17 protein-coding genes are annotated in these 18,438 nt (G+C 62.4%); 9 read left to right on the top strand and 8 right to left on the bottom strand.

Going from position 1 to position 18,438, the window contains the following annotated elements; genetic code table 11:
* The first annotated feature begins 8 nt into the window (after positions 1-8).
* Positions 9-1,268, top strand: coding sequence for a M20 family metallo-hydrolase (locus ABI796_RS03625; RefSeq protein WP_141283198.1), 1,260 nt, complete (start codon positions 9-11; stop codon positions 1,266-1,268).
* A gap of 10 nt (positions 1,269-1,278) precedes the next feature.
* On the opposite strand, the gene ABI796_RS03630 is transcribed toward ABI796_RS03625, so the two are convergent.
* A complete protein-coding gene (locus ABI796_RS03630; RefSeq protein WP_141283197.1) occupies positions 1,279-2,010 on the bottom strand; it encodes a hypothetical protein in 732 nt (243 codons plus the stop codon).
* Between the two features lie 43 nt (positions 2,011-2,053).
* On the opposite strand from ABI796_RS03630, the gene ABI796_RS03635 reads away from it, so the two are divergent.
* Positions 2,054-2,659: a YdeI family protein gene (locus ABI796_RS03635; protein WP_141283196.1), complete on the top strand. Its 606-nt coding sequence runs from the start codon at positions 2,054-2,056 to the stop codon at positions 2,657-2,659.
* Here ABI796_RS03635 and ABI796_RS03640 read toward each other — a convergent pair.
* Positions 2,656-3,813 (bottom strand): glycoside hydrolase family 76 protein, encoded by a 1,158-nt coding sequence (locus ABI796_RS03640; protein ID WP_141283195.1) that lies wholly within the window; start codon positions 3,811-3,813, stop codon positions 2,656-2,658. The genes ABI796_RS03635 and ABI796_RS03640 overlap by 4 nt on opposite strands.
* 91 nt (positions 3,814-3,904) lie before the next feature.
* Between ABI796_RS03640 and ABI796_RS03645 the strand changes: the two genes are divergently transcribed.
* Both ABI796_RS03645 and ABI796_RS03650 read left to right on the top strand, forming a co-directional pair.
* Positions 3,905-4,702 (top strand): SDR family NAD(P)-dependent oxidoreductase, encoded by a 798-nt coding sequence (locus ABI796_RS03645; RefSeq protein WP_141283194.1) that lies wholly within the window; start codon positions 3,905-3,907, stop codon positions 4,700-4,702.
* Positions 4,699-5,928, top strand: coding sequence for an acyl-CoA dehydrogenase family protein (locus ABI796_RS03650; RefSeq protein ID WP_141283193.1), 1,230 nt, complete (start codon positions 4,699-4,701; stop codon positions 5,926-5,928). Before ABI796_RS03645 ends, ABI796_RS03650 begins: the two co-directional genes overlap by 4 nt.
* Positions 5,929-5,937: 9 nt before the next feature.
* On the opposite strand, the gene ABI796_RS03655 is transcribed toward ABI796_RS03650, so the two are convergent.
* The 3 genes from ABI796_RS03655 to ABI796_RS03665 form a co-directional block, all read right to left on the bottom strand.
* The gene (locus ABI796_RS03655; protein WP_141283192.1) at positions 5,938-6,765 is read right to left on the bottom strand and encodes a DUF1684 domain-containing protein; all 828 of its coding nucleotides are present in this window, start codon (positions 6,763-6,765) and stop codon (positions 5,938-5,940) included.
* A 229-nt stretch (positions 6,766-6,994) separates the two neighbouring features.
* Positions 6,995-8,299 (bottom strand): Ig-like domain-containing protein, encoded by a 1,305-nt coding sequence (locus ABI796_RS03660; RefSeq protein ID WP_170224902.1) that lies wholly within the window; start codon positions 8,297-8,299, stop codon positions 6,995-6,997.
* A 100-nt stretch (positions 8,300-8,399) separates the two neighbouring features.
* Positions 8,400-9,146 (bottom strand): hypothetical protein, encoded by a 747-nt coding sequence (locus ABI796_RS03665; RefSeq protein WP_141283190.1) that lies wholly within the window; start codon positions 9,144-9,146, stop codon positions 8,400-8,402.
* A 151-nt stretch (positions 9,147-9,297) separates the two neighbouring features.
* Here ABI796_RS03665 and ABI796_RS03670 point away from each other — a divergent pair, with 151 nt between their 5' ends.
* From ABI796_RS03670 to ABI796_RS03685, 4 genes are all read left to right on the top strand, one after another.
* Positions 9,298-10,908, top strand: coding sequence for a sigma-70 family RNA polymerase sigma factor (locus ABI796_RS03670; RefSeq protein WP_141283189.1), 1,611 nt, complete (start codon positions 9,298-9,300; stop codon positions 10,906-10,908).
* Positions 10,909-11,079: 171 nt separating this feature from the next.
* A complete protein-coding gene (locus tag ABI796_RS03675; RefSeq protein WP_141283188.1) occupies positions 11,080-12,006 on the top strand; it encodes an ATP-grasp domain-containing protein in 927 nt (308 codons plus the stop codon).
* A gap of 183 nt (positions 12,007-12,189) precedes the next feature.
* Positions 12,190-14,988: a phosphoenolpyruvate carboxylase gene (gene ppc / locus ABI796_RS03680; protein WP_141283187.1), complete on the top strand. Its 2,799-nt coding sequence runs from the start codon at positions 12,190-12,192 to the stop codon at positions 14,986-14,988.
* Positions 14,989-15,093: 105 nt separating this feature from the next.
* Entirely contained in the window at positions 15,094-15,399 is a 306-nt protein-coding gene (locus tag ABI796_RS03685; RefSeq protein ID WP_141283186.1) for a hypothetical protein, read from the top strand.
* 23 nt (positions 15,400-15,422) lie between these two features.
* Here ABI796_RS03685 and ABI796_RS03690 read toward each other — a convergent pair whose 3' ends face one another.
* Positions 15,423-16,067, bottom strand: a complete 645-nt coding sequence (locus ABI796_RS03690; RefSeq protein WP_141283185.1) for a DedA family protein — start codon at positions 16,065-16,067, stop codon at positions 15,423-15,425.
* Between the two features lie 54 nt (positions 16,068-16,121).
* Here ABI796_RS03690 and ABI796_RS03695 point away from each other — a divergent pair, with 54 nt between their 5' ends.
* Positions 16,122-16,670, top strand: a complete 549-nt coding sequence (locus tag ABI796_RS03695) for an O-acetyl-ADP-ribose deacetylase (protein WP_141283184.1) — start codon at positions 16,122-16,124, stop codon at positions 16,668-16,670.
* Between the two features lie 11 nt (positions 16,671-16,681).
* Here the strand turns inward: ABI796_RS03695 and ABI796_RS03700 are convergent, their stop codons facing one another.
* Both ABI796_RS03700 and ABI796_RS03705 read right to left on the bottom strand, forming a co-directional pair.
* Complete coding sequence (locus ABI796_RS03700; protein ID WP_141283183.1) at positions 16,682-17,341, bottom strand: hypothetical protein; 660 nt, start codon at positions 17,339-17,341, stop codon at positions 16,682-16,684.
* A 77-nt stretch (positions 17,342-17,418) separates the two neighbouring features.
* Entirely contained in the window at positions 17,419-18,348 is a 930-nt protein-coding gene (locus ABI796_RS03705) for an RluA family pseudouridine synthase (RefSeq protein WP_141283318.1), read from the bottom strand.
* Positions 18,349-18,438 lie beyond the last annotated feature (90 nt).

Genomic DNA, 18,438 nt, shown 5'->3' on the forward strand with positions numbered 1-18,438 from the left:
GGGAGACCATGACCATCACCACCAGTTTCACCACCCAGGACACCGCCTTCGTGCAGGACTTCCGCGCCATGAGTGCCTTCGGTGCCACGGAGAACGGCGGCGTGGACCGCCAAGCCGCAACCATTCCCGACGGCGAGCAGCGCCGCTGGCTCGCCGGACTCCTGGAGGAGCACGGCTTCACGGTGAAGTTCGATCACGCCGGCAACCAGTGGGGCCTCTACGAAGCCGTGCCCGGTGCGCCCTACGTGGTGGTCGGCTCACACATGGATTCACAGCCGACGGCGGGACGTTACGACGGCGCGTATGGCGTCCTCGCTGCTGCCCACGCCGCATTCCGCTTGGCCGCCCGCTGGGAAGCCGGCGCAACGGCACCCACGTTCAACCTCGCCGTCGTCAACTGGTTCAACGAGGAAGGCAGCCGTTTCAAGCCGTCCATGATGGGCTCGTCCGTCTACACCGGCAAGCTGGAACTCGAGGACGCCCTCAACACCAAGGACGCCGCCGGGGTCTCCGTGCGCGATGCCTTGGACGCGATCGGCTGCCGCGGAACGTACGAGGGGCCGGAGGCAGCGTACTGCGCCGAGATCCACATCGAGCAGGGCCGCAGCATGGAGCGCGACGGCGTCACCATCGGGCTGGTCAGCTCCAACTGGGCCGCCAACAAGTACGAGTTCGTGGTTCACGGAGAGCAGGCACACACCGGTTCCACGGTGATCGCGGACCGCAAGGATGCCCTCCTGGGCGCCTCGATGCTGGTGGTTGCGGCACGCGAACTCGCCGACCGCTTCCCGGGTGTCCTGCACACCTCAGTGGGTCAGCTCAACGTGTACCCCAACTCGCCCGTGGTGGTGCCGTCCCGCGTGAACCTCCTGCTGGACCTGCGCAGCGCCGACGAAGCCGTCCTGGCCGAGGCCGACGCCCTGCTGCACGCCCGCATCACGGAGATCGAACAGCTGGCCAACGTCACCGTAGAGAAAAACCACTCACACTCCTGGGCCGTCACCCCGTACCAGCCCGAAGGCGTGGAGCTCGCAGCCAAGGTTGCCGCGGACCTGGGGCTGTCCAACAAGGAAGTGATGACCCTCGCCGGGCACGACTCCACGAACATGAAGGACATCGTTCCCACCGTGATGCTGTTCGTGCCCAGCGTTGATGGCATCTCCCACAACGAGCACGAATACACCACCGACCAGGACATCGTGGCCGGGCTTACCATGCTCACCGAGGTTGTTGCCCGTCTATGTGACGGTGCGCTGGAGAACAGCTGAACTAGCTGTTCTAGCTCGCTTGCGGTGCCGGCTTTCGGTCAACCGGTGGGCTTTCCACCACGATCGACGCCGGCGCCGCGCCACCTGAGGCGTCAGGATTGGCGATGTACAGGACATCCTCGCTGATCCTGGCCTCAATGTCCGCAGCCTTGAGCCGCGCCAGCAGCGGTTCCAGATCGCCGTCGTACTCAAAGGCCAAGTCCCCGTTGGTGGCGTCCGCGCCGTGAATGACCTGGAGGATGCCACCATTCTTGGTGGTGAAAGTGGCTGATTCGTCGTCCTCGGTGCGCGGTCGGGCGCCGATGTTCCTCAGATCGTTGGCCGCAAGGCCCACAAGAGGGCTGACCCACGTGGCTACCACCGTCAGCGCCGGCTCAGCCTCCTTGGATGTGGCCCAGGTGCCATCCGCTGCCCGTTGTGCGGGGAAAGCGAAGAAGTCAAAGCCGTCGTCGGTGGAGATCTGTACCGTGGTTCCGGACTCTGCCTCGTGGAGTTCGGCCTGGGTCCCTGCTTCCTCAGTGCGCCGGGCAAACTCCTGCACATCACCCACCTCCACACCGAAAACCGTGGAGCCATCCAGTGGGTGGCCGTGAACCACTGAGGCCACCGCAAGGCGACCCGAACCGGCGTCGAACTCCTGCCAGTCATCCTCGTCCACGGTCTTCACCAGTCCGAGTGCGGTCAGCAGCGTGGCCCACTGCCGGGGGTGTGAGGTGTAGTGGGTGGGTCGGGCTCGCAACATTGGTCCTCCTGGGTGGGTCCTCATCAAAGCCTATGCTGAACCCATGGCCACTGAACTTGAAGAACTTCTTGTCCAAGACGGCGCCCAATGGCGTGCTTGGCTTGCAGCGCACGGAGCGGAGAGCCCCGGCGTGTGGCTGATCCTGCACAAGAAGGGCGGCACGGTCACAGAGTTGGACTACGACGCCGCGCTGGACGAAGCCCTGTGCTTCGGCTGGATCGACGGCCAGGCAAAGAGCCGCGACGCCGAAAGTTACTTCCAGCGCATGACACCCCGGGGCCGCAGGAGTATCTGGTCGGCGCGGAACGTGGGGCACATTGCGCGTCTGGAATCCGAGGGCAGAATGACCGACGCCGGACGTGCCGCCGTGGAAGCTGCAAAAGCTGATGGCCGCTGGGAAGCCGCCTATGCCGGGCCGGCGGATTCGGTGGTTCCGGACGATCTCGCAGCCGCCATTGCCGCAGTCCCGGAGGCCCAGGCCATGTTCGAGTGCCTGACGTCCCAAAACCGCTTCGCGCTCATTCACCGCACCAACGGGGTCAAACGGGCTGAGACCCGGGCACGCAAGATCGAAGGTTTTGTGGAAATGCTTGCCCGCCACGAAACTCCGTACCCACAGCGGAAACGTCCCGGCTCCAGCGGCAATTAGAGCGTGGCCGCGGCTTCCAGCGCCATCCAGGCTTGCAGCTGGGTGGAAAGCTCGACGGCGGCCCCCGCCGGATAGGTTTCGGCTGCCGGCCGCTGGGGGTCGAATGAGAACACGATCGCGGGTGTGCCCCGGCTGGGATTGCCCGTGTTGACACGGCGGCCTGCCCAGAACGCTTCAGCAGTGCTGTGAACCAGGGACTTGGCGGTGTCCCGTGTTGGGGCCGGAAGCCTGCCATCGCGGGCAGCCAGGGCGAGGTAGCGGAGCAGGATGCCGGTAAAAAGACCGCCATCGCCCGTGCCCTCGCCGCGGATGACCTCCATCCCGGGAAGCGTGAGTTCCCGTTTCACGGCGTCCACCAAAAGGTCTGCCCTGCGCAGATTGTCTTCTCCACCCAACTCCAGCAACGCGCCCAGGACCGGGCCTTGGTTGTAGGTGTAGATGGCCGTATCAACCGCCAACCCGCCCTCTTTGATCCGAACCCCGTCCTGATAAATACCGCGTTCGGGGTGAAGGAGTTTGCTGTTGAGCCAGTTCACCAACTGCTGTGCACGCTCTGTGTGGCCGGTCCGGGCGTAGTACAGGGCAACCGGGGCTGTGGCCGGCGTGTTCTTGAAGTCACGTTTGGTGCTCCAAAACGTGCCACCGCCAAAGTCGTCAGTAGATGCCGAATCGAATTGCAGCGTCAGGCTCTTTTGGACGTACGCGTTCCTCCGGCGGCCGGGTTTCCGGGTCTCTTCGGCCAGCTTCTCCAAACGCAGCGTCGCCAGGGCCAGCCACGCCATGTCGTCGTAATAGTCGTTGACGAACCGCAACAGATTCCGCAACCGGATGGTGGTGACCAGCCGGGAAGCGAGCCTGCCGGCGCTCGGCCGGGAGCCGCCGTCGAACTTTGTCTTCCCCGCGAGCTCGCGGCGGCCGGCATCCACCAGGCAGTCCACGTAGTGCGCTTGCCACCAATAGTGCCAGGGGCCGGAGAGGCTCTTAAGGGAACTGCTGGGCAGGCTTACTGCGCCAATGTGGGTGCCGGGCAGGAAGAGGAAGCGCCTGCCGAAGCTGCGGGTTACTGATCGGGCCGCCTGGTTGGCGCGCGCTGCCCACTCGGCGGCGTCTTTGGTGGGGGCCGGTGTTCCGTTTGGCTGGATCTGGCTGGACATGTCTTTAGCCTAGCGGGGCTGGAAATGTGCGCTGGACCACAATTCCAGTTAACATGCATTAACGGATCTGGGTCTGCATCAAGGAGGATGAATGGACATCAAGGGCACTGTAGCGCTGGTAACCGGTGGGGCATCAGGACTGGGGGCCGCCACCGCCAGGCGCTTGTACGACGCCGGAGCATCGGTGGTGCTGGTTGACCTGCCGCAATCAGCAGGTCAGTCCTACGCCGCCGAGCTGAATGCCCTGGATGCGGGCGAGGCGCAGCGTGCGGTCTTCGCCCCGGCGGATGTGACCAATGAATCCCAAATCCAGGCCGCCGTCGATGCCGCAAACTCCATGGGGCCGCTCCGGATCGTGGTCAACTGCGCAGGCATTGCGACACCCGGAAAAGTCCTTGGCCGTGATGGCGTGCTGCCGCTGGAAACCTTCAATAAGGTCATCCAGATCAACCTTGTAGGCACCTTCAACGTGATTCGCTTGGCCGCCGCGGCCATGGCGGAAACCGAGCCTGTCACTACGGAACTGGGCGGGCCCGAACGTGGCGTCATCATCAACACCGCATCCGTTGCCGCCTTCGAAGGCCAGATCGGCCAACCCGCGTACGCCGCTTCCAAGGGCGCGGTTGCAGCCATGACGCTGCCCCTGGCACGAGAGTTCGCCCGTTCCCTGATCCGGGTGGCCACCATTGCGCCCGGCATCTTTGAAACGCCCATGATGGCCGGACTTCCCCAGGCGGCCCAGGACTCTCTTGGACAGCAGGTTCCACACCCCGCACGCCTCGGCCGTGCCGCGGAATACGCAAACCTGGCTGCCCACATCGTGGAGAACGCCATGCTCAACGGGGAAACCATCCGGCTCGATGGCGCCATCCGCATGGGACTCAAATGATGGGGGATGCCAGCTGCGCGGACCTTCCTTCTGCCGACTTCTTTGACTTCGAGTCGCTGCTCAGCGTCCAGGAACAGCGGAAGCTCAACGAACTCCGGGCATTCCTTGCCTCCGAGATCGCCCCCTACGCCGGGCAATGGTGGGAGAAGGCGGAGTTCCCGGAACACATCCTTCCCAAACTCGCGGCCCTCCGGCTCAGCGCGCCAGCCCAGCGCGGGTACACGCACCTGTTCGCTGGACTGGTGATCGCGGAAATGACACGCGTGGACACCTCGATCGCCACGTTCTTCATGGTCCACCACGATCTCTTCGTGGAATCCCTGTACGACTTCGGCAGCGATCAGCAACAGGACCGCTACCTCGACGACGCCTCCAACCTTCGCACCACCGGAGCCTTCGCCCTCACAGAACCGAACCACGGGTCCGACGTCGCCGGCGGGATGGAGACCACCGCACGCCGGGTTGAGCGGCCAGAATCCGACGGCGGCGATTACTGGGTGATCAACGGCGCCAAACGCTGGATTGGCAACGGGACGTTCTGCGACTACATGCTGGTGTGGGCCAAGGACGAATCAGACGGCTCCGTACGTGCCTTCATTGTTGATGCTTCCCTGCCGGGCATCACACGCAGCCGGATCGAGAACAAAATTGCCCTACGCACGGTGCAGAACGCCGACATCGTCTTTGAGGACGTTGAGGTAGCTGAAGCGGACCGCTTCGCCGGCATCAGCAGCTTCGTGGACACCAACCATCTCCTCCGCGGATCCCGCATCATGGTTGCCTGGCAAGCAGTAGGCCAACAACTGGCTGCATTCGACGTCGCCCGGCAATACGCCGTCGAGCGCATGCAGTTCGGCAAGCCACTGGCCAAGTTCCAGCTGGTCCAACAACACCTGGTGGACATGCTCGGCAACGCGGTGGCCAGCATGGGGATGATGGTCCGCATAGCGCAGTTGCAGGAGGACATCTTCACAGACGCCCAAGGGGAGCGCCACGGTGGCGCCGAAATGGCGCAGGTGGCGCTCGCCAAGGCCTACTGCAGCGCCAGGATGCGGGAAACCGTGGCATTGGGCCGGTCCATCCTGGGCGGAAACGGGATTGTCACCGATTACCGCATTGCCAAGATCTTTGCCGATGCCGAGGCAATCTTCACCTACGAAGGCTCCTACGAAATCAACTCATTGATTGTTGGCCGGGCAGTGACAGGGGTTTCAGCCATTACCTAGGCCCTGCCCTCACTCCTGCGGAAGCTTCTCTCCCGCTTCCACCCGCACGTCCAGTGAGTTTCCACGGACGGGCATAGGGCAGGTGCCATATGGAGTGAAGGCGCTGGGGTAGTTGATTGCGCGGTTGAAATCGATGATCACCGAACCGTCCGGACGGGGACGCGGAATGAAAACCTTGCGCCATTCATCCGTGGTTTCGCCGTTGCTTTCATCATGGAAAGTCACGTTCAGGGCGCCCAGCTTCTCCGCTTCCGCGTGAAGCCGGACTTCGTGGGCAACACCCGGGACACGGAACACCACCTCACCCACTGACCGGTGGACGCCATCCACCAAGGGATTCGCCGTGCCGATCGGTACGTCCACGGGTTCGGCGTAAGCCTCAAACCGGCCTTGAATCACCCAATCCGGGCTGTACTCATACGTGGGGACACCAGTGAACCCAGTCAACACAGGCGAGCCGTTGTCCCGGGTGCGGAGGGCATACTTGTCCGCACGCATGGCAAGTTCCACCACAACCTGCTTGCCGTCGTCGCCACCGTACTGCACCCACATGAGCGACTCTTCGTCCTGCAATGTGGCTTTGATGGTTCCCTCCACCACCTGACCTGTTTCAACCACAGTCAATCCGTCCGCTGCGCTCGCCGTGAGGAAAGCCGTAGTGCCATCGGTAGACCAAAGGCCAGGGACCAGTTCCATCCGGGACGGCTGGGACTCAAGCCACTGGAAAGAGGTGAGCGTCAACCATCCGTGTTCCGTGGCAAGGGCTGAATGTCGGCCTGCACGGAACCGCTCCCAACGGGCATGCTGGGCATCGGTTGCGGTAGTGGGCGAGCTCATGGTTCTCCTCGGCTGGTGTTCGCTTCAGTTGCACTTGCCTCAACTATGCGCCGGGCATACGCATTCCCTGAATTCTTCCGGGCCGAGAGAGAACTCCGCTACCTTGGATCGGCTCGCGCTGGCCCTGAAACCATGCCAGCGCGAGCCGGGTCTGATGGACGGCGACTGTTGGACCCTCACCACCTGCCAGGCCCTTGCCGCCGTACTGCCTCGAAAGGCGTTTTCCTCCCTAGTGCGAACCGCGCCTGTATCTGCGGGCTCCCATCAAGGCGAGCGCAGATCCCACGGCCAACAACGCCCCGGCCAGGAAGAGGAATGCCTGGCCATTCGCACCCGTCTCAGCCAGCTGTCCTGGAGTGCCAACCGGAGATGGAGTGGTTGCCTGGACCGGTTCGTTTGGTTGAATCGGTACGTTCACCTGGGCTGGTGGAGTGGTTTCTGTGGGTGGAACAACAACTACGGGGCTGCTGGTGGTTGGTTCCGGCGTGGGGGTTGCTGAGGCACTGCTCGGGGACGGCGTGGGGGTTGCCGTAGTGCTCGGGGTAGGCGTTGCCGTAGGCGTCGGGATGGCAGTTCCTTGCCCCGTTCCGCTGGCACTGCTCCGGCGCGTTTGGGCCCCTACAGGGATTTCCTCGCCCGAGATGGTCACTGTTCCGCTATTTTCGTAGGCGTCCCGAGAATCATCGGAGACTGTGGTCATCACGAAGAGCTCAACGTTTTCGCCCTTGGGGAGGCCGGTCCAGCTGACGGTGAGTGACTGGGGAGTGCAATCGATGGTGGCTGGATATTGCTCGTCGTCGAAGGGTTCAACAATGTTGCCGGCAACTCCCCGCACCATCCCCACACGGGGTGTTACACGGCTGCAGTCGATCACCATGCCGGGTGCGGGGACATCAGTGACTACAACATCGTTGCTTTCGGACGGCATAGGCGGCATGTAAATGATCGATTGAAGTTCTGTTTGGGCAGGATCTGCCCACCACATCGACTTTCCGGCAGATGTGGGTACCTCCGGAAGGCAGTTTTCCGTGCACGGCTCAATGTTCACGGGAATGCGGAGCACGGTCTCGCCGAACACGAAGCTGAGGTCCTGTGTTCCTCCCGTGTCCGGATCCACGGAGTATTGGGTGGCGAACGAACAGGTTCCGCCCACGTTCAGCGGATGCGAGGCTACAAAGTCCGTAAGCGTAAAGACCACTAGGCCGGCATCGGTTGCTGCAGCCGATGCTACGGTCTGGCCGTCGGGGTTCTTCAGGTCAAAGGTAGAAGCGCCGAACCACCGAAGTTCAGCAGGAAGCTGCAAAGTGAACGTGTCCCCGGGTTGCGAGTTGTCCGGGACGGACCATGTACAGCTCAGGTCCACTTGGTCCCATTGTTTAGTAACCACGGAGCTGGTGTTGAGCGTAATCTCCGCATCCTGGATCTCCTCAGCACTGGCTGGCAGGGCCGAGAGCCCCAGCCCCAGGACAGCCATGACAGCGGCCAGCAAAGCCGTCACCATTGACATGGTTCTTAGATGGATCTGGTTGTTCATGATGGGAAAGTCCTTAGAATCCTTGGGATGTGTCCGTCACAAGGTGAGTGTCCGCAGTGCGCGGTTCGTTACGCTGCGGAACTGATTTCGGTCAAACCAGCTAGAAGGACGCATCCCGCGCGGCCGTAATGACAGCCGTTTCAGGGCCCCCGGAAAGCGGATAGAACTTCATTCCCGAAGGGCAAAGGCTGCCATCGCCCAAGGCTTCGAGGGCAGTCTTGCATTCCACCAGTCGCGTCAGGTTGCTTTCGCTGACGGAAAAAAGGATGTGGACGGCGGAGTGTTGATACATTGCGGTGGCGCCGGTTCCTTGCAGCTCCACCTTGACGAGGTCTCCGAGGCGGGCCAGCAGTGTCCAGCAATGGCTGCGGCTCCCGCGGGGCCGGGGAAGGGAGATGATTGCCAACGCATAACTGCCTGGCCACTCCGCAGCGGATACTTCATGGATCCGTCGTTGAAAGTGGGCTTGGGTTGCCAACCCCGTGTAGACGTCAGTGCAGGAAAGCGCGGGTGCGGTTTCTGCCACTTCGGCCCAGCCTTCGGCTATGGAGAGGAGCGCCTCCACATCGAGCGCCTGCTCGGCTGCGGTGAACAGGGCTCTGAAGTCGTTGAGGGTTTCCCTGATGCTGACGCCGTTTTTGGCGCGTGCAGCTCCCAGTGACTTAGCGGCAGGGGCGGGAACCACTGCGTCACTGGCGAGGGAAATGACCACTGTCCGGACTTCCGGCAGGAACCAATCCGCCCGGTACCGCCAACCCTTTTGGTAACTGGTGGTCCGCCACCTGTGCAGCAGATGGTGCTGCGAAAAGGTGCGTTCGACAGTTGATTTTGTCCGGAACGATGTCATAACCCAACAGTGCACAAAAGTACCGATTCGTGACGGAGTCCGGCTCCCGGAATCGTTGTAAAAGACTGTGTACAAACAGGCGTCACGACTCGGGTGGAACGCACACTCCATATGTATGGGCAGAGTTTTCTACGGTTTGGGGGTGCCATCCATGGCACGGGTGTCACATGCGAGCAACAAAATCAGCTTCGACGACGGTCAGCTCATTGAATTGGTCCGCAGCGGAGATATGTCTGCATTTGACGGACTCTACGAACGCCACGTCCAGGTCGCGTCCAAGGTTGCCAGACGCAACGTGGACAACCAGAGCGATGCTGAGGATGTGGTGGCTGAGGCTTTCCAGTCCGTTCTGCAAAGCCTCGTGTCCGGAAAAGGGCCGGATACGTTTTTCAGGGCGTACCTCTTGTCAACAGTTTCCCGGTTATCCCACCAACGGAATCGAAAAGCCGGCAGGGTACTTCCCAGCGGTGATGATTCCGTCCTGGATCAGACGCTGGCAGATGTGGATCCGGCAATCGGCGCTTTCGAGTCACACACGGTAGCCAAGGCGTTCCGCGCCTTGCCTGAACGGTGGCAGGCCGTGCTCTGGTATTTGGACGTCGAACGCATGAAACCTGCAGCCGTGGCACCCATCCTTGGTTTGTCCGCAAACGCAGTATCGGCGCTCGCCCTTCGTGCCCGTGAAGGCCTGAGGAGGCAGTACCTGCAATTCCACGTTGCGGACCAGGCTGACAGCAAGTGTTCTGAGTACTCTTCGAAGCTCGGTAACTACATCCGCGGTGGAGTGTCCAGTGCCACTGAGCGCAGGATCCGCGAGCACCTTGACGGTTGTGCTGCCTGCACGGCGGCTCTTGCGGAATTGAGGGATGTTCAGGGGACCATGCGGGCAGTCCTCCTACCGCTGGTTACCGGGATCCCCGCGGCGCTGTGGGCGGGAAAAGGGGCCGGACTTGGAATGATGGGCAGTATGGTGCCCGCAAAGATGGCCGGGGCTGTCCCGGCCCTGGCGCAACCTGCGCTGATGGCGCTCGTTGCAACAACCGCCCTGGGACTCGTGCTGGGGGCCTTAGGCGTCGTTGACCACTTGACCCCGGATTCATACACCCAGCAGCGTGCTGTGGAATCCGCAGTTTCTCCCAGAGACACAACGCCCGTCACTCCCGTGCCGTCACCAACAAGCACGCCGGCTCCTGCCGCCCCCCAAACAGTTGTGTCTCCGGTCGTGCCGCAACCAGTGGACGTGCAACTCGTTGACGTGCCGCCCGAGCCACAGGAGCCGGCAGGGGCGAACCCCGTGCCGACGACTCCCGCGGAACCACCGGCTGCGGCGTCCCCTGCCCCTCCAACCGTCGCCACCCCATCTGCAGTGCCAGTGGTAGTTCCATCAACAGTCCCGCCGGTTGTTGTTGATGCCTCAGTGCGCCGTGCCGGGGACAGGGAACGTCACTTCACAGTTATGGAAATTGACTTCAAAGTATCCGGATCCCGCACTTTGCGTACCGTCAAGGCGGTGTTCTCGGTGGAGAAGAGCTCTTGGATAGTAGAAGATTCCGTGAAGGCTCCGGAGGGGTGGAACTGCTCATTCGAGGGCAGGAGCGTGGTCAGTTGCTCCTCCGACTCCGTTCAGCCCGCCGATCTTCACTTTCAGATCGGAACAGTCTCCAAACGGAACCACGGCCACGGGGACAAGGATGAAGGGGTTCTCACCTATTCGTTGAGCGGACAAGGTGTGGCCTCGAAAAGGTTTTCTGCCGTGTACTGACGCGAATAGTCCTGCGCATTGCGTCATGAATTTCACCACCGGTGCACTCATCCCTTGGCAAGACCCGATCCCGGGTGGCGTGCACTATCCCTAAAGGTGAGAAATGAAAGCAAAGACGGACTACCGCGTGGAGGAACCTTCGAGTCCGTTAGCTGCAGCAGGGGCACTCTGATGTCGCGTGTGCTGGTGACGGGCATCGCCAACCCGGCCGGTTCGTCCCTTGCCCGGCAGCTGAAGGCAAAGGGGCACTGGGTGCTGGGGGTGGACGTGCTGCCTACCCATCGCGGCGTTGCGGACGTTGTCTCCATCGTTTCGCCCCCGGACGCTCCGGGCTACCTGTGGGAGTTGCGGGGCCTGGTGGCTAAGTACGGGACTGAAATCCTCATCCCCACCATGAGCGCGGAGCTGGTGGTGGTTTCCGAGGCCCGGGACGATTTCGCCCCTGGAGTTCGTGTGGTCATAGCCGATCCTGCGCCGGTAAAAGCAGCTCAGGATAAATACTTCACCATGACCTGCCTCGCTGCGGCGGGGGTGAGCGTTCCTAAGTTTGGTCTGCCGAGTGCTCTGGGATCTGTGCATGATGCCATGGATTCGTTGGGTGGTCCGCTGGTGGTCAAGCCCCGCATTTCACGTGACGGCCGAGGCATCAGGTTGCTGGACCGCACTTCCGACGCCGGTGTCCGGGCCGCGCATTTCTGGGCCAGCCTGGACGATTCGTGGATGGTCCAAAAGTTTGCGCCCGGCACTGAGTACGCTTCAGCAGGTTTTCGCCACGGACAACACACGGATCCGGATGATGTTCTGGTGGTCCTCGAGAAAGCCGTTGGTGAAGCCACCAGGAGTGGTTCCAGGACGGTCCAGGCCCGGAAAGTCCAGGATCCTGCAGGCTCTGATGTTGCCGCTTTGGCGGTTTCTGCTGCTGCCGCCCTTGGACTGACCGGACCATTCAGCGTAGACATCAGGCGCTTGCAGAACGGCAGACCGGCAGTGTTGGAAGTAGAAGCGCGCTTTGGAATGTTCAGTGCCCATGCTCCGGGGCTCCTGGACACCGTTCTCCACCGCTCCTTGAAGAGGCATTCGATTGGCCTGTCTGCATAAGGCATGGTCTTTCAAGCACTGTGTTCCCGCAGCCCGTAAAGAAGCCAGCCGGTGACGCCAAACTCTGAGACGCATTCTTTTTGTTGAGTTCGGTGCGGGTAAGATCCCGTAGGAAACAAGTAATCCGGCTCACAGTATCCAGCGCAGTGTACGGGCCCCACCAGATCCCGAAGGTATGTATCTATGGTTCACGCTGCCCACCAAGACACCGATCTCGCCGCCGAACTGCGTGCCGACGTACGCCGGGTTTCCACCCTCTTGGGCGAATCCCTGGTAAGACAACACGGCCCGGAGTTGCTCCAGCTGGTGGAGCAGGTGCGCTTGCTGACCAAGGAGTCCAAGGAAGCCGCCCGGGGTGGCGCGGACGCCACAGGCCCGTGGAGCGCGCACGACGTCGTTGCCCAGGTCCGTGAACTGCTCGCCTCCCTGCCGCTGGACCAGGCGACTGACTTGGTCCGCGCCTTTGCGTTCTACTTCCACCTCAGCAACGCCGCAGAGCAAGTCCACCGCGTCCGGGGACTGCGTACCCGGCAGGAAAAAGACGGTTGGCTGGCAAAAGCGGTCTCGGAGATCGCCGGGCAGGCCGGTCCGCAGGTCCTGCAGGATGTCATCAACGAACTCGATGTCCGGCCCATTTTCACGGCGCACCCCACCGAGGCCTCACGCCGTTCGGTCCTGGACAAGGTCCGTAAACTTTCGGACGTCCTTGCCGAGCCCACCGCGGAGGGGACCTCAGCCCGTCGTCGTCAGGACCGTCAACTTGCTGAAATCATCGATCAGATGTGGCAGACCGATGAGCTCCGCCAAGTGCGTCCCACTCCTGTGGATGAGGCCCGGAATGCCATCTACTACCTGAACAGCATCCTGACCGACGCCATGCCGGAAATGCTGACGGATCTTTCGGAGCTCCTGGCCGAGCATGGCGTCGCGCTTCCGGCTGCCGCAGCACCCCTGAAGTTCGGCTCGTGGATCGGCGGTGACCGCGACGGCAACCCGAACGTTACCGCCGCTGTCACCCGGGAGATCCTGCAGTTGCAGAACCAGAACGCCGTCCGCATCAGCATCGCCCTGATCGATGAACTCATTTCGGTGCTCTCCAACTCCACCGCGCTCTTTGGGGCCGATCAGGAGCTGCTGGATTCCATTGCCACGGACCTCAAGAACCTCCCCGGACTGGACAAGCGAATCCTTGAACTGAATGCGCAGGAGCCGTACAGGCTCAAACTGACCTGCATCAAGGCCAAGCTCATCAACACCGGCCGCCGGATTTCAGCATCCACTTATCACGAGCCGGGCCGGGACTATGCAACCACCCCCGAGTTGCTGGCGGAGTTCGGATTGCTTGAGGCCTCGCTGCGGAATCACTCGGCGGGGCTGGTGGCGGACGGTGCCCTGGCCCGCGTGCGCCGGGCGATAGCTGCCTTCGGCCTGCATCTGGCAACCTTGGACATCCGCGAACACGCCGATTACCACCACGATGCTGTGGGCCAGCTGGTGGACAGGCTCGGCACCGAGAAGCCCTACGGCGAGTTGACGCGTCAGGAGCGTTTCACTTTCCTGGGGGCAGAGCTGGCTTCCCGCCGGCCTCTCTCCGGCCACCCGATCAAGCTCGAGGGCACTGCGGATGGAACGTATGACGTTTTCCGGAGCATCCGCCAGGCCTTGCATACCTACGGGCCGGACGTTGTGGAAACGTACATCATTTCCATGACCCGCGGGGCCGATGATGTTCTTGCTGCAGCAGTACTTGCCCGCGAGGCCGGGTTGATAGATCTCTTCAGCGGCAAACCCCACGCCAAGATCGGGTTCGCTCCACTGTTGGAAACGGTGGAAGAATTGCGGGCTTCGGCCGAGATTGTGGATCAGCTGCTGTCTGATCCCTCTTACCGTGAGCTGGTCCGCCTTCGCGGGGACATCCAGGAAGTGATGCTGGGTTACTCCGATTCCAACAAGGAATCCGGCGTGATGACCAGTCAGTGGGAAATCCACAAAACCCAGCGCAAACTGCGTGACGTGGCTGCCAAGCATGGTGTGCGGGTTCGTCTCTTCCACGGCCGCGGAGGATCCGTGGGCCGCGGTGGCGGACCTACCTACGATGCCATCATGGCCCAGCCAAACGGCGTGCTTGAAGGAGAAATCAAGTTCACCGAGCAGGGCGAGGTCATCTCGGACAAGTACTCCCTGCCTGAACTTGCCCGCGAGAACCTTGAGCTTTCCCTGGCCGCAGTGATGCAGGGCTCGGCACTGCACCGCACTCCGCGCACCTCGGAGGACGAGCGCGAGCGCTACGCCAACGTCATGGAAACCATCTCGGACGCAGCGTTCGCCCGCTACCGCACCCTCATTGATGATCCCCAGCTTCCGGCTTACTTCCTGGCCTCCACGCCGGTAGAGCAGCTGGGTTCGCTGAATATTGGTTCACGCCCCTCCAAGCGCCCGGACTCAGGGGCTGGACTGGGTGGCCTGCGGGCCATTCCTTGGGTTTTCGGTTGGACACAGTCCCGCCAGATCGTTCCGGGCTGGTTTGGTGTGGGTTCAGGTTTGAAGGCCGCCCGCGAGGCCGGAGATGCTGAACAGCTCCTGGAAATGATGGACCGTTGGCACTTCTTCCGTTCGGTCATCTCCAATGTGGAGATGACCCTGGCGAAGACTGACATGGAGATTGCGGGCCACTACGTTTCCTCCTTGGTCCCGACGGAACTGCACCGGCTGTTCCATATGATCCGGGACGAGTACGAGCTCACGGTGGCCGAAATTGAGCGGCTCACCGGCGAGACTGAACTGCTCGATGCCCAGCCCACGCTCAAGCGTTCACTGGAAATCCGTGACCAGTATCTGGACCCGATCAGCTACCTGCAGGTGGAGCTTCTCCGGCGGGTCCGTGAGGAGCAGGTGTCCGGGGGCGAGATTGATGAGCGGCTCCAGCGGGCCATGCTCATCACCGTCAATGGTGTAGCTGCCGGCCTCCGCAACACCGGCTAGCACCCTCTCTCACATCCCGAGGGGTATCGACGGATCCCTCTCTCATCTGGTGAGAGAGGGATCCGCTGGAGGGCGCGGGATGTGAGAGACCGTTAGGGTAGTGGAATGCCGTCGTTTCAGACCAAGTTGAAGATCACTGGCCTCAAACCGGGCAACCCACCGGAATCGGTGATGGCCGCAGCAGTGGAAGCGCTGGAAACCCGGCACCACGTTGAATCCAATCAGCTGGACATCGTTGGGGGAGTACCCCAGCTCAGCCTCCGCTTCACAGTAGATGACCGCGATTACTCAGGTGAGAACCAGGAAGCCCGGACGTCGGCAGCCATGATGCGTGACGCCGTCGAGCGTGTTGCTTTGACCGGCAGCCTGTACGTGCTGCGTCGCAGCCGCGGACGCTGGTCACCGGTTTAGAAACCCCGCTATAGGACCCGGCCCTACTCGGGCTGGGGCACGTCGCCGGGCTCGTCGGCGTCGAACGGTTCGTCCACGGGAGATCGGTTGCCGCGCCGCCGGGTGACGATCAGTCCCACCACCACCCCGATCACCAAACCCAGACCCACTCCAATGAGTGAACTGGCCCAAAAAGGCAGCTTGGTGGTGGAACCGGTGAAGTACCCCAAACCCACCTGCCACACCGCCCACAGCACCGCGCCCAGTCCGGCGCACAGGCTGAAACCTCGCACGGAGACGTTGGCGATGCCGGCCGCGGATGAGGTGGCGAGCCTTCCACCGGGGATGAAGCGCGCGCCAATGATGGCGCCGTAAGTTGAGGATCGTCCCGCTTTGGCTATTGCCTCGTGGATACCGCGGTGGACCCTGCGGCCCCACGACCACCGGTCCAGGACGTGGCTGATACGCCGTTTGAACAGCAGAAATACGGCCATATCGCCCAGCCAGGAAGCGAAAGCTGCCAGGAAAAGGACCAGCCAGAAGTTCGCGTGGCCATCGGCTGCCAGCGCCCCGCCGGTGATCACCACCATCTCAGAGGGGATGGGCGGGAAGATGGCGTCGCCCAGCACAATGGGGACGATCCACAGGTAGATTGCGGATCCCCATGTTTCCGGGGCGATGATGTCCATGGGCACAAGGTACCGTACTTGCCGTGTCTGCCGCTTCGGAGTGAGACTGGCGCCATGCGAATCGAGATTCTGCACGGTGACATCACTGCGCGCAAGGTGGACGCAATCGTCAACGCTGCCAACTCGTCACTGCTCGGTGGAGGGGGAGTGGACGGCGCCATCCACAGGGCCGCGGGCGGGGAACTGCTTGAGGCGTGCCGCGAGCTGAGGCGAACCCAACTGCAGGACGGCCTGCCGGTAGGTTCGGCAGTGGCGACTCCGGCTTTTCGGTTGCCTGCGCGCTGGGTGATCCATACTGTGGGGCCCAACCGGCACGCGGGGCAGACAGATCCGGCGCTGCTTGCTTCCTGCTTTCAGGAAAGTTTGACCGTGGCGGCGGGGCTTGGTGCCCAATCAGTGGCGTTCCCTGCGATCAGCGCCGGAATTTATGGCTGGGACGCCCGCCAGGTAGCGCAGGTTGCGTTCGACGCCGTGGGCTCCTTCTCCTCTTCGGGACGTGCCGGGGACAGCCCGCTTGAGGTGGTTGAGTTCGTGCTGTTTTCAGAGGATACGACGGCGGTCTTCCGCACAGTGCTTGAATCCTCACCGGGGCTTGGAGGCTGACCTCGCAAAGGTCAGGCCGGTTCCGGAGCGGCACCCCTTGGCGTCTCAACGGCCCGCTTGTGGCCAAGGAATTTGCCTGCCTTGAAGTACCAATAGGGCCACGCCGCCCACGATGATGCCCCGGCCACGAAACCCGCTCCCATGACCGCGTATCGGAGCCACTCCGGGCCGGGGATAAGAAAGCCCAGGCCGGCAAGAGGTAGTCCGATCAACAGTGATCCGCCAATGAACCGGCCCAGCTTCGCGAATCCCTTCGGGTAGTCATCAACGTGGAGAAGTTTGTTGTTTGCCACGAAGAACCAGAGCCCTTGGATCACGATGGCGGCCACGGAAACTGCCGTGGATGGCCCGAAATCCATGACCTTGAGTACCAGCAACGCGGAGCTTGTGGCCCCGGCCGCGCAGGCAGCAGCGGTTACCCATTTCAGTGGCTCGGTCCATGGTGCTTGTGGAAGTCGCTTGTGGACTTGGAGGATCACCGGGATGACCAGCACGTTGAACACAGCTCCTGTGGCGTCGTTGATGGCCCCGAACACAAAAGGGCCGCCTTTGGGGACTTCCACGGCGTACATTGCCCCGAGTGTCAGGACGCCGGCTACGCCCACGCCAGCTGCAGAGTAGGCGAGGATCGAAGCGGTCCTGTCGCCCGGCACTTCAGTGAATTGCTCCATGGGAACTCCCGGATTCTGCCCAGCAAACCCATGGTAGTCCGGGTGGCCAGCGGAGGAAATGGGCCGCCCAAAAGGGGTCAGCCGTGGGCTTCGCTGAGCTCCAATTGGCTGCGGTATTCCACGCGCTGCTTGCTGATGGGGTCCACGAAGGTGATGCCACGGGCCAGTAGCTGCAGGGGTTTGGTGTAGTCGTCCGGGGCTTTGTCCAGCAGGTCCGGGTAGAAGGCGTCGTTGACGATTCCCAGCCCGAGCGAGGCCATATGCACGCGGAGTTGGTGCGTTTTTCCGGTGTGCGGCTCCAGCCGGTACAGCGCCCGCTGGTGAGTTCCGGCGTCGAACGTTCTTGTCTGTTCAATGCGCGTTTCGGCGTTCGGCTCACCGGGAATGACTTCGGCGAGCAGGTAGCTGCGGGACTTGGTCATGCGGTTGCGGACCACTGTTGGGAACTCGACGGCGGGATAGCCCACCGCGGGCGTGGCGGCGGACACGCACTCGTATTCTTTCTGGACTTGGCGCTTCTCGAAGAGCACCTGGTACTTGCCGCGCGTTTCCGGGTTGGTGGAGAGCAGCAGCAGGCCAGCGGTCATGCGGTCCAGCCGGTGCATGGGGATGAGGTCCGGGAGGTCCAGCAGGTTCCGGAGCCGGACCAGCGCGGATTCCTGGATGTAGGTGCCTCCGGGCGTGGTGGGAAGGAAGTGTGGTTTGTCCACCACGAGGATGTGCTCGTCCTGGTGGAGGATGGTGATTTCCACGGGCAGCCGTGTCTCGGGTGGGAGGGTGCGGTAGTACCAAATGAAGGTATGGTCCTCCAGTTTGGTGCTGCGGTCCAGGGGTACGCCGCCCTCGCCCACGATTTCGCCGGCGTCGAACCGGTCCTCGATGCCTTGGGGATCTATGTGTCCCCACCGGTGCATCATGTAGTCCATGGCGGTGGTCCACGGGCCCTCGTCCGGCAGGCGCAGGCGGGTAGCGTTCACGCCGTCGCGCACGGGGAGGGGGGATTGCATCACGTGCCAATTCTACCGGCGTTGAGGGGCCCGCTCTGCGCCCCTCATCACACGGGAAGCACGCAGAGCGGGCCTCACAACGGAAGAGCT

It is taken from the genome of Paenarthrobacter aurescens (assembly GCF_041549525.1).
Lineage (GTDB): Bacteria > Actinomycetota > Actinomycetes > Actinomycetales > Micrococcaceae > Arthrobacter > Arthrobacter aurescens.